We start from the raw sequence: 12150 nt of genomic DNA, 5'->3' as shown, positions 1-12150 counted from the left end.
TAACCTTGTCAAACAGGTTGGTTGGTGATCCAGGGGGCGCGTATGGCTGTCGTTGTGGGTTCTGTGGCACCGGGGGAGGACGGTCCGATACCGGTCGTGGTGGACGCCGAGGCGTACGTCTCGACCGGGGCGCCCGCCACCGACGTGGACTTTCTGTACGACAGCGAGGAGACCCGGGCCGCAGCCGACGCGGCCCGGCGCGCCCTGGGGGCGGCAGGCGATCTGTACGGGGACGGACTGGACCTCGCCCGCCGGTGCGCCTCCCAGGCCATGCGCAGACTCGGCGACCTGGGGCAGGGGCTGCGGCCCGACGAGATCGAACTCCAGGTCGGCATCACCTTCGAGGCCGGGATGGCCGCCGTGGTGAAGGCCGGTGGGCAGGCGCAGATCCAGCTCACCTTCCGCTGGCAGCCGGGGCGCGAGGACCGGGCGACGGCGACGGTGACGCCTTCATGAGCGAGCCGGACCGCTTCATGAGCGAGCCGGACCGCGCGGCCTCGATCCTCCCGTACAGCCGCGTCGTCGGGCAGGACGAACTGAAGCTCGCGCTGGAGCTGAACTTCATCGCCCCGGGCATCGGCGGCGTCCTGATCGCGGGACAGCGCGGCACGGCCAAGTCGACCGTCGTGCGTGCCTTCGCGCTGATGACCGGCGGCCGGCTGCCCGTCACCCTGCCGATCAACGCGACCGACGACCGGGTGCTCGGCGGCTGGGAGCTGGACGCGCTGATGCGCGGCGTGGCGAGAAGACAGGCCGGGCTGCTCGAAGAGGCCCATGTCAAAGGGCTGTTGTACGTCGACGAGGTCAACCTCCTGGACGACCACATCGTCAACATCATCCTGGACGTGGTCTCCACGGGCGTGCTGTCCGTCCAGCGCGAGGGCATCGACACCGAGACGCATATCTCGTTCGGGCTCGTCGGCACGATGAATCCGGAGGAGGGCAGCCTGCGCGCCCAACTGCTGGACCGCTTCGGGCTGATGGTCACCGCCGCCGAGCTCGACATCGAGCAGCGGCACCGGATGATCACCACCGTGCTCACCTTCGAGGAGGAGCTCGCAGTCGACGGCTCGGCCTGGCTGCGGGCCGCGCACGCGGAGAACGGGCAACTGCGCGAACGGCTGCTGGCCGCCCGCGACCGGCTCACCGGCGTCCGGCTGGAGGAGGACATCAGCCGGCTCTGCGCGGAGGCGGCCGCCCGGTCCGGTGCCGTCGGGCAACGCGGTGACCTCCTGGTGGCCAAGGCGGCCCGCGCGCTGGCGGCCAGGGAGGACGCGCCGAGGGTGGAGCCCCGGCATGTGCGGCGGGTGCTGCCGCTCGCGCTGCGCCACCGCAGGCCCGAATCCGCCCATGGCGCGGAGTTCGCCTGGGGGCCGGACGAGTACGCCGCCCTCGACGGCCTGTTCGGCTGAGCCGCGTGTCCGCCAGGCCGCCGAATGCCCAGGAACCGCGGGAGCGGGACGACGCCGCCCACCGGCTGCTGACCGCGCTCGTCTGTTCCGCGCTGGAGCCGGCCCTGACCGGCGTGCTGCTCTTCGACCTGCCGCCCGTGCATGTCCCCGCCGTGGCCGGGGTGTTCGCCGAGGTGCTCGGCGCGGCCGCCGGCCGTCCGGCGGGGACCGTGCCCCGTACGACGCTCGACGCGGCGACCGCGGACGAGGACCTGTGGCTGCGGCCCCTGGTGCGACGGGGCGCGGACGGCATCAGCTTCACCCTCGGGCCCGGACCGCTGGCCGAGACGGCGGACAGCCCACCGCTCGTCCTCGTGCCCGACCTGGCCCGGCTGAGCGTCCCGGGGATGCGGGCCGCTGTCCAGCTCCTCGGAGCGGACACCGCGACTCTCGAACACTCCGGCATCCGGCACCGGTGGACGCCCCGCGCGCGGTGGCTGGCGTTCTGCCGGGCCGAGGACGCCGCGCACATCTCGCCGCACCTCCTGGACCGCTTCCCCGTCCGGCTCGGCGTCCCCGGCCTGGATCCCCTTCCGGGCCACGAGCCGCTCGGCCCGCTCCCCGCCGCCTGGGCCGCCGCGCTGAGCCCGCGCACCCCGCGCCGCCCCACGACGCTCAGCGAGGGGTTCGCCGCGTCCGTGCTGGAGCACCTGGACGACCGGGAGGGCCTCGGCCACCGCAGAGGGCTCGCCCTGGGCCGCATCGCCCGCGCCCTGGCCCGGCTGGACGACGCAGAGGAACGGGACCGGCCAGAGACCTCCGCAGACGACGCCCCGGCGTCCGACGCCCTCGCCCCGGCTCCCGGTACCCCCGCCCCGGCCCTCGGCCCCGTCCCCGACGCCCCCGCCCCCGACGCCCCAATCCACGTCACCCCCGCCCACGTCGGCCGGGCCGCCCGGATGATCCGGCTGCGGACGGCCCACCGACCGCCGGCCCCACCGCCCGAGTCCGCCCCCGCGGAGGAGCCGCCGCCCACTCCCGGGCCCGGCCCGTACCGGCCGGCTCCGGACCACCGCCCCGGACCCGAACCGGCCCCCGAGTCCGGTCCGTTCGTCCGGGAGCCGGAGACCGCCGTCCCGCTCGGCCCGGCGCCCGCCGGGGGCGAAGTGCCCGGCGACTTCTCCCCGTACCCGGAGGACGGTGCGGGGCCGGGTCCCGACGGGGCGACGCTGCGGATTCCGGCCCGCCGGACAGCGGGCGGCCGCGCCTCGCGCGGTGCCGTCGTCGGGGTGCGGCGCGCCCGTGACCTGTGGGACCTCGCCCCGGTCCGCACCGCGATGGAGGCCGCCAAGTACCGGGCGATACGCGGCGGCCGGGGCCCGCTCGTGATCGTCCCGCAGGATCTGCGCGGCTATGTCCGGGCGCCGGAGCCCGTCCGGCTGCTCACCCTCGTACTCGATCACACCTGCCGGGGGGACTGGGACTGGCACCCGGCGCTCGAACCGTTCCTCCAGTGGGCCTACGTCACCCGGGCCGCCGTGCACGTCGTGGAGGTCGGCGCCCGGGGGGCGGCGAACGAGCTGCGGGCCGGTTCCTTCTCCGCCCGGTCCACCAGGGACCCGAGGATCGCCGCCGCACTCGCACGGCCGGCCGGCCGCGCCACCCCGCTCGCCCACGGCCTCGACCAGGCCGGCAGCGCCCTGCTCCGGGCCTTCCGGCACCATCGCGCCGGACTCGTCGAGGCCATGCTCCTGGTCGTGACCGACGGCCGGGGCAATGTGCCGCTGGCCGCGAGCCGTACCGGACGCCGGGGGAGCGGACCGGCCGGGCGCACCGGAACCACGGACGCGGTACTGGCCGCCGAGCGGATCGGCGCCCTGGGCCGCGGGCGGCTGCACAGCGTGGTGATCGACCCGGGACGGCGGCCGTACACCGCACTGCCCGCCGAACTCGCCGACGCACTCGGCGCCCACGTGATCGCCGCGCGGGCCGAGGAGGAGGGGGCCGGCCGTGCGCGATGACCTCCGCAACGTGATCCGGCGGCTCGGCCGGCTGGCCGGACAGGCGCTGCCCGTCCCGCGTACCGCCGTGCCGGCCGGGGCGCGGACCGGCACACCGCAGGGGCTCGGCGCGGTGGCCGTCGACGCCGGACAGGCACCCGGCACGGGATACGCCCGGATCCGGGTGCGGCGCCAGCACTCCGCGCCGGGGCTGCCGGAGGCGTACGGCTTCGAGGCCTGGTGCCACGGCGTTCCGCCGCTCCCGTACACCTCGGGCGACGGCCAGCGGCGCCCGGCCGCGATCAGTCTCGGCAACGCACGGCCCGGCGGCGAGCCGCCGTCCGAACTGCTCCGCTCCATCCGCCGCTGGTCGCAGAACCAGGGCCCGCTGACCGCCTGGATCAACCGGTGCCGACAGGTGCACGGCGACAGCCTGCAGCTCGTGATACTCGACCAGACCGGCTTCGACCTGCCCTGGGAGGCGCTCACCCTGCCCCCGGCGCCGGAGGCGGGGCTGCCCGGCGGAATGCTCGGGACGCTCGTCGACCTGGCGCGCTGGTTCGACGCGGTCCGCGGCGGCGACGACTTCCCGACCGGTGCCGCGGCCCCGGCCGGCGCGGTGCTCGGCTACTTCCATCCGGACATGCGCTCCGACCGGGAGGTCTTCCACGGCTACGAGCACCGGCCGCACTCCGGCATCGTGTCCTTCCTGCGGAGCCTGGACGAACACACCGCGGACCCCACCGGCCTGGTCTACATGGGCTGCCACGGAACCTTCGACCAGGAGCTCAGCAAACTCACCCTGGCCGATGTGACCTGGGCGGAGTACCACGACCACGGCATGCGCCTGCTCGGCCGGGACGGTTCGCTGGTCTGCCTCAACGCCTGCCACTCCGGCCGCTTCCTGGACCACGACGGGGACGGCAGGCAGTACCTGCGGGGCTTCACGGAGGTCTTCCTCGGCAACGGGGCGGGCGGCTGCATCGTCACCGCGGGCAAGGTCGGTGACGCGGAGGCCCGCGAGCTGATCCGAAGGCTCGTCGAGACGGTGACCGCGGACCCGGACCGGCCGGTGGCACGGGCGCTGCGGGCCTTCCGGGCCGGGGCGCACGAGAGGTTTCTCGCGGAGGGCGGGGTGCCGCTGATGGTCAGGGACGACGGCACGTTCGACGAGCGGGGACAGCGCAACGCCCTGCGGCTGCTCTACAGCCTGATGTTCCAGTACTACGGGCACCCGCTCAGCACCCTGCACCTCACCGGCCGGTCCCCGCGCACGGGAGGGGTCCCGGTTGAACGGTGACGAGCGGCCGCTGCTGATCGAGCCCGTCGTGGGCTGGCTGAGCGAGGTCGGACCCGGTGTGGTCCAGTGCGTCGGCGTCGACCTGCGCGGCCCGCTGAACGCCCGCAACGAGGAGGACGGCGAGGCGTGGCCGTACGAGGAGGAGGAGCTGGCCTTCAGCGTCTCCCTGGACGGCGCCCCGCACTTCGTCTGCGAGGTGCTCGACGACCCGGGACTCGTACTGCACCGCTTCGGCGGTACGTACGGCCCGGCCCGATTCCTCGTCACCGCGGGCACCGCGACCGGCCCCGGCGTACTGCGGCTGACCATCTCCAACCAGTGGGGCGCCCCGGTCCGCAGGGCCGAACTGCCCTGCCTCATCCGGGAGCCGGCGGAACCGGACGAGGACCTGAGCCGCCCGGCCGGCCACTGGCTGCCGGGGTCCGCGGGCCCAGCAGGGTCCGGGCAGGCCGCACCCGCCGCCGGGCCACGCCCCACGCCGACCGCCTCGCGACCCGGCACGGCCGCCCCGCCCGCTCCGTCGCACCCCGCCCCCTCCGGAGCCGCCGGCGCCATCACCCTCAGCTACGCCGACTCGGACCGGGCCTGGGCGGCATGGACCGCCGACCGGCTGGAGCGGCGCGGGGTGACGGTCCACCGGCACCGCCCCGATCCCCGGGCGGGCGATTCCCCGGCGGACACGCTGCGGGCGCTGGCCCGCACCGGCGGCCGGATCCTGCTCCTCCTCAGCCCCCGGTACGTCCGGCTCGCAGACCACGGCCGCGAGGAGTGGGACCGGGCCCTGCGCGAGGTCGTCGGCCCGGAACGGGAGCGGTTCGCGGCGATCTGGTTCACCCACACCGCCCCGCTGCGCGGCGCGGTCTCCCTGCTGGACCCGCTGGAGCTGTACGGCGTCGGCGCGGACGACGCCGAGCGCCGGCTGCTCGTCCGCCTCGGGCTCCCCACCGGCCCGCTGCCCGAGGACGTCGCCGCCAGGTCCGCCCCCCACCACCCGGCCCACACGCCCGAGGTGTGGGGCGGGGTGCCGCGCCGCAACACCCGCTTCACCGGCCGCGAGGAGCTGCTCGCCGGGATCGGAGAGGCCTTCCACACGGGAGCGCCCGCCGGGGCCGCCGTCACCCTGTCCGGGATGCCGGGGGTGGGCAAGACGCAGTTGGCCGCCGAGTACGTCCACCGGTTCGGCTTCGAGTACGACGTGGTGTGGTGGGTGCCCGCCGACCGGCGCGCCCCGACCCGCCAGAAGCTCGCCGAACTCGCCCCCGGACTCGGCCTGTCCACCGGCCCGGAGTACGGGGAGCGGCTGCGCGCCGTGCACGAGTCGCTCCGGCGCGGCGAACCGTACGCGCGGTGGCTGGTCGTGCTGGACGGCGCCGACGAACCGGACCAGATCCGGGACCTGGTACCGGCCGGCACCGGACACGTACTCATCACCTCCCGCAACGCCGGGCAGGAGGGGCGGGACGCGCCGGTCGAGGTGCCCGCCTACCGGCGCGAGGAGTCGGTCGCCTTCATCCGGCTCCGCGCCCCCCGGCTGAACCACGCCGAGGCGGACCGGCTGGCCGAGGCACTGGAGGACCTGCCGCTGCTGCTCGACCAGACCGCCGGCTGGCTCACCGACTCGGGGCTTCCGGTCGAGGAGTACCTCGGACTCCTGGAGCACCCCCGGCAGCATGACGTCGTCAAGGTCTCTGCCGACTACCCGCTCGCCTTCCACACCGGCTGGTCGGTCCAGCTGACGGAGCTCGGTGAGAGCGCCCCGGAGTCCTACGAACTGCTGCGGCTCTGCGCCTTCTTCGCGCCCGGCTCCATCCCCGTACGGCTGCTGGACGGCGCCGCCCTGCCGGGCCCGCTGACGGACGACGCCCGGCGCGCGCGGGCGGTGCGCCATCTGGTGGACCGCTCCGCCGTACGACTGGAGGCCGACCCGGACCCGCTGGCCGCCGCGGACGGCGAGGCGCTCCAGATCCACCGCATGGTCCACCAGTTCGTCCGGGGCGGCATCGCCGGGAGCGACCGCCCGGTCTACCGGGAAGCGGCCCGGCGGGCCCTCGCAGCGGCCGACCCCGGCGATCCCGCCGACATCCGCCACTGGCCGGCCTACGCCGCGCTCACCCCCCACCTCAAATGGGCCGAGGTCCTGGAGAGCGAGGAGCCACCGGTACAGCGGCTGGTGCTCAACTGCCTCCGCTACATGTACCTTTCCGGCGAATACGGCAGCGGCGTCCGGTTCGCCGCCCCCGCGATGGAATCCTGGCAGGCACTGCTCGGCCCGGCCCATCCCCGGATCCGGGACCTGCGCCACCACTACGCCAACCTGCTGCGCGCCCTGGGCGACTACACCCGCAGCGAGGCGGTGGAGCGCACCACCGCGGAGTTCCTGGCGGCCGAGCGCGGTGAACTGGACCCGGACCACCTGCGCGCCGCCGGCGGGCTCGCCGCGGATCTGCGGGGCCTGGGCCGCTACCGGGAGGCGCTTTACCTGTCCGTCTCGATCCGGGACCGCTACCGGCGGCTGCTGGGCCACGACGACCCCCGGACCCTCAACGCCGAGAACAACGTCGCTGTGTCGCTGCGGCTGCTCGGCCGCTACCGACAGGCCCTGGAGGCGGACGAGTTCACCCTGGAGCGGCGGCGCGCCGTACTGCCGGAGCGGGCACCCGCCACCCTGTACTCGGAGATCAACCTCGCCACGGACCTGCGGCTGCTCGGCCGGCACCGGGAGGCGGAGACCGCCCTGCGGCGGACGGCCGGACGCCATCTGCGCTGGATGGGCGGCAACAACCCACAGACGCTGCGCGCCCAGTACCACCTGGCGCTCTGTCAGTACGCCCTGGAGGGCGCCGCCTCAGCCCTTCCGGCGCTCGCCGCGACGAGGGACAGCTCGCTGCGCCTGCTGGGCGAGCACGACCCGCTCACGCTGCTGATCAGCACGGCGGCGGCCGGCGCGGAACGGGAGGCGGGCGACCCCGGCCGGGCGCTGCGGCTGCACGAACAGGTGGTGGACGGCTACCGGCGGATGCTGGGCGACCGGCACCCGTACACCGTCGGGGCCGAGGGCAACCTCGGGCTGATGCACTGGGCCATGGGAGACCGGGAGCAGGGGTACGACGAGATCGAACGGGCCGGCACCCGGATGTCCTGGGCGGTCGGGGAGAACCACCCGTGGACGATCGGCTGCGCGCTGAACACGGTGCTCATGCGGGCCCGGACGGGGCGGCCCGGGGCCGCCGTCGAGCTGGGGCGGGCCAACTGTGAGCGCGCCAACGCCGAACTGGGCAGTCGGCACCCGCTGTCCGTGGGCTGTTACGCCGCGATCGCCACCGAACCGACGGACGGCGAACCTGACTTCTGGCCGTTCGAGCCGCTCATCGTCTGAACCCGGCGGCAGGCGGCAACGGCCGGGGGCCCGGCCCCGCGCGATGTGCGCGGAGCCGGGCCCCCGGTTCGTGATGTGCCGGTCAGGCCTCGAAGACCTCGTCGAGCAGCTGGGTCTGCTCGGCCTGGTGACGCTTGGCCGAGCCGACCGCGGGCGAGGAGCCGCGCGGCCGCGAGATGCGGCGCAGGCGCTCACCGTGCGGGACGTCGGCGCCGACGGCCAGGTCCAGGTGGTCGATGAGGTTCAGGGCGATGAACGGCCACGCACCCTGGTTGGCCGGCTCCTCCTGCGTCCACAGGTACTTCTCGGCATTCGGGTACTTGGCGATCTCGGCCTGGAGCTCGGCACCCGGCAGCGGGTACAGGCGCTCAAGGCGGATGATCGCGGTGTCCGTCACGCCGCGCTTCTCGCGCTCGGCCTCAAGGTCGTAGTAGACCTTGCCGGCGCAGAAGACGACCTTGCGGACCGCGTTCGGGTCGACCGAGTCGTCACCGATCACCGGACGGAAGCCGCCGGTGGTGAACTCCTCCGCCTTCGACGCGGCCGCCTTCAGCCGGAGCATCGACTTCGGGGTGAAGACGATCAGCGGCTTGTGGTGCGGGTTGTGCACCTGCCACCGCAGGAGGTGGAAGTAGTTCGACGGCAGCGTCGGCATGGCGACCGTCATGTTGTCCTGCGCGCACATCTGGAGGAAGCGCTCCGGGCGGGCGGACGAGTGGTCCGGGCCCTGGCCCTCGTAGCCGTGCGGCAGCAGCAGCGTGACGCCTGAGGTCTGGCCCCACTTCTGCTCGGCCGAGGAGATGAACTCGTCGACGACGGTCTGCGCGCCGTTGACGAAGTCACCGAACTGGGCCTCCCAGATGACCAGCGACTCCGGGCGGGCCAGCGAGTAGCCGTACTCGAAGCCCATCGCCGCGTACTCGCTGAGCAGCGAGTCGTAGACGTTGTAACGGGCCTGGTCCTCGGAGAGGTAGAGCAGCGGGGTGTAGTCCTCGCCGGTCTTCTGGTCGACGAGCACCGCGTGCCGCTGGCCGAAGGTGCCGCGGCGGGTGTCCTGGCCGGCGAGCCGGACCGGGGTGCCCTCCATCAGCAGCGAGCCGATGGCGAGCGTCTCGCCCATGCCCCAGTCGATGGTGCCGTTGTCCACGGAGGCGGCACGGCGCTGCATCTGCGGCATCAGGCGCGGGTGGACGGTGATCGAGTCGGGGATGTTGACCTGCGACTCCGCGATCAGCTTCACGACCTCGGAGGACACCGCGGTGGTCACGGCCACCGGGAACTCGGCCTGGACGTCCGGGACGTGCGGCTGGGACGGCGCGGAGGTGGCCTCGCGGACCTCCGCGAAGACCTTCTCCAGCTGGCCCTGGAAGTCCTGGAGCGCCTGCTCGGCCTCCTCCAGCGTGATGTCGCCGCGACCGATGAGGGACTCGGTGTAGAGCTTGCGCACCGAGCGCTTCTTGTCGATCAGGGTGTACATCTGCGGGTTGGTGAACTCCGGGTTGTCGCCCTCGTTGTGACCGCGGCGGCGGTAGCAGATGAGGTCGATGACGACGTCCTTGTTGAACGTCTGCCGGTACTCGAAGGCGAGCCGCGCGACGCGGACCACGGCCTCCGGGTCGTCGCCGTTGACGTGGATGATCGGCGCCTCGATCATGCGCGCGACGTCCGTCGCGTACATCGAGGAGCGCGAGGACTCCGGGGCGGCGGTGAAGCCGACCTGGTTGTTGATCACCACGTGCACGGTGCCGCCGGTGCGGTAGCCGCGCAGCTGCGACATGTTCAGCGTCTCGGCGACGACGCCCTGGCCCGCGAAGGCCGCGTCGCCGTGGAGCGCGACGGGCAGGACCGTGAAGTCCGTGCCGCCCTTGTTGATGATGTCCTGCTTGGCGCGGGCGATGCCTTCCAGGACCGGGTCGACCGCCTCCAGGTGCGAGGGGTTGGCGGCCAGCGAGACCTTGATCTGCTCGCCGTCCAGACCGGTGAAGGTGCCCTCGGCGCCCAGGTGGTACTTGACGTCGCCGGAGCCGTGCATCGACCGGGGGTCGAGGTTGCCCTCGAACTCACGGAAGATCTGCGCGTACGACTTGCCGACGATGTTCGCCAGGACGTTCAGCCGGCCGCGGTGGGCCATGCCGATGACGACCTCGTCGAGGCGCGCCTCGGCGGCGGAGTCGATGACCGCGTCGAGCAGCGGGATGACGGACTCGCCGCCCTCCAGCGAGAACCGCTTCTGGCCGACGTACTTGGTCTGCAGGAACGTCTCGAACGCCTCCGCGGCGTTGAGGCGGCGCAGGATCCGCAGCTGCTCCTCGCGCTCCGGAGCGGGGCGCGGACGCTCCACCCGGTCCTGGAGCCACTTGCGCTCCTTCGGGTCCTGGATGTGCATGAACTCGATGCCGGTGGTGCGGCAGTACGACTCACGCAGCACACCGAGGATGTCGCGGAGCTTCATCAGGGTCTGCCCGGCGAAGCCGCCGACGGCGAAGTCCCGCTCCAGGTCCCACAGGGTGAGGCCGTGCTCGGTGATGTCCAGGTCGGGGTGCTTGCGCTGGCGGTACTCCAGCGGGTCGGTGTCGGCCATGACGTGGCCGCGGACCCGGTAGGAGTGGATCAGCTCGAAGACCCGTGCGGCCTTGGTGACGTCGTCGTCGTGCGAGGCGTCGATGTCCTTGAGCCAGCGGACCGGCTCGTAGGGGATGCGGAGCGCCTTGAAGATCTCGTCGTAGAAGTCGTTCTCGCCGAGCAGCAGCTGGGAGAGGATCCGGAGGAACTCGCCGGAGGCGGCGCCCTGGATGACCCGGTGGTCGTACGTCGAGGTCAGGGTCATGACCTTCGAGATGCCCAGCTTGTTCAGGGTGTCCTGCGAGGTGCCCTGGAACTCCGCCGGGTAGTCCATCGCGCCGACACCCATGATGAGGCCCTGTCCGGGCATCAGGCGGGGCACCGAGTGAACGGTGCCGATGCCGCCGGGGTTGGTCAGCGAGGCGGTGACGCCGGTGAAGTCGTCCATGCCGAGCTTGCCGTTGCGGGCCCGGCGGACGATGTCCTCGTAGGCCTGCCAGAACTCGAAGAAGTTGAGCGTCTCGGCCTTCTTGATGGCCGCGACGACCAGCTGGCGGTCGCCGTTCGGCTTCACCAGGTCGATGGCCAGGCCGAGGTTGACGTGCTCCGGCTTGACCAGGGTCGGCTTGCCGTCCTTCACCGCGAAGGAGTGGTTCATCGCCGGCATGGCCTTGAGGGCCTGCACCATCGCGTACCCGATGAGGTGCGTGAAGGAGATCTTCCCGCCCCGGGCGCGCTTGAGGTGGTTGTTGATGACGATGCGGTTGTCGAAGAGCAGCTTCACCGGGACGGCGCGGACGGACGTGGCCGTCGGCAGCTCCAGCGAGGCGTTCATGTTCTTCGCGACCGCGGCGGACGGGCCGCGCAGCGTCACGTACTCGGGCCCGGCAGGGGCCTCCGCGGCCGGTTCGGCGGCGGCCTTGGCGGCCGGAGCCGGGGCGGCCTTCGCGGGAGCCGGTGCCGCCTTCGCCGGAGCGGCCGGAGCCGCTGGGGCGACAGGGGCGGGTGTGGGCGCCGGGGCAGCAGGTGCGGCCGGGGCCGGAGCCTGGGCCGCGGGCTGCGCGGGCGCGGCAGGGGCGGTGTGGTTGTTGGCGGTCGGCGCGGTCACGGGCGGAGCCGTGGGCGCCGCAGCCCCCGCGGCTGCGGCGCCGGGAACGGGCTTGTCCGCCGTGCCGGACGTACCCGGCTTGTAGTCGGCGAAGAAGTCCCACCAGGCGCGATCGACCGAATTGGGATCCTGGAGGTACTGCTGGTAGATCTCGTCGACAAGCCACTCATTGGGGCCGAAAGCAGCAGCCGGGTTCGAACCCGGGCTGGCTTGGTCGGTCGAGATGCTTGAGTTACTGGGGGACTGAGACGACACGGCGGCAACCGCCCTCTTCCGCTTCACAAGGTGGTGGACAGCGGAAATCAAGGCTACGCCTCCCGGACCGTTCCATGCGGACCGGGCCGGTCTTCGTCGTGCAAGTCACATCGAAAGTCGGGTTTCGGCGCAGGAAATGGCGGGAAACAAGCTTGGTT

6 protein-coding genes are annotated in these 12150 nt (G+C 73.2%); 5 read left to right on the top strand and 1 reads right to left on the bottom strand.

The window, feature by feature from the left end; genetic code table 11:
* Positions 1–42 precede the first annotated feature (42 nt).
* From RLT59_RS11145 to fxsT, 5 genes are read left to right on the top strand one after another with little or no spacing between them, the layout of a single operon-like run.
* Complete coding sequence (locus RLT59_RS11145; protein WP_311303257.1) at positions 43–456, top strand: CU044_2847 family protein; 414 nt, start codon at positions 43–45, stop codon at positions 454–456.
* Entirely contained in the window at positions 453–1412 is a 960-nt protein-coding gene (locus RLT59_RS11140) for an AAA family ATPase (protein WP_311303256.1), read from the top strand. The genes RLT59_RS11145 and RLT59_RS11140 overlap by 4 nt, the downstream gene beginning before the upstream one ends.
* Before the next feature lie 5 nt (positions 1413–1417).
* The gene (locus tag RLT59_RS11135; protein WP_311303255.1) at positions 1418–3412 is read left to right on the top strand and encodes a hypothetical protein; all 1995 of its coding nucleotides are present in this window, start codon (positions 1418–1420) and stop codon (positions 3410–3412) included.
* On the top strand, positions 3402–4691 hold the full coding sequence (locus RLT59_RS11130; RefSeq protein ID WP_311303254.1) for a CHAT domain-containing protein: 1290 nt from the start codon (positions 3402–3404) through the stop codon (positions 4689–4691). The genes RLT59_RS11135 and RLT59_RS11130 overlap by 11 nt, the downstream gene beginning before the upstream one ends.
* Positions 4681–8067 (top strand): FxSxx-COOH system tetratricopeptide repeat protein, encoded by a 3387-nt coding sequence (gene fxsT, locus RLT59_RS11125; RefSeq protein ID WP_311303253.1) that lies wholly within the window; start codon positions 4681–4683, stop codon positions 8065–8067. Before RLT59_RS11130 ends, fxsT begins: the two co-directional genes overlap by 11 nt.
* An 82-nt stretch (positions 8068–8149) precedes the next feature.
* On the opposite strand, the gene RLT59_RS11120 is transcribed toward fxsT, so the two are convergent.
* Positions 8150–11992: a multifunctional oxoglutarate decarboxylase/oxoglutarate dehydrogenase thiamine pyrophosphate-binding subunit/dihydrolipoyllysine-residue succinyltransferase subunit gene (locus tag RLT59_RS11120; protein ID WP_311303252.1), complete on the bottom strand. Its 3843-nt coding sequence runs from the start codon at positions 11990–11992 to the stop codon at positions 8150–8152.
* Between the last annotated feature and the right edge of the window lie 158 nt (positions 11993–12150).

The organism is Streptomyces sp. ITFR-6 (genome assembly GCF_031844725.1).
In the GTDB taxonomy this organism is placed as follows: domain Bacteria; phylum Actinomycetota; class Actinomycetes; order Streptomycetales; family Streptomycetaceae; genus Streptomyces.
This window is presented reverse-complemented; position numbering and strand designations above follow the sequence as displayed.

What these genes read in the sequence shown, in the direction of transcription:
- RLT59_RS11145 (WP_311303257.1), top strand. Translation starts at nt 43, where the DNA reads ATGGCTGTCGTTGTGGGTTCTGTGGCACCGGGGGAGGACGGTCCGATA.
- RLT59_RS11140 (WP_311303256.1), top strand. Translation starts at nt 453, where the DNA reads ATGAGCGAGCCGGACCGCTTCATGAGCGAGCCGGACCGCGCGGCCTCG.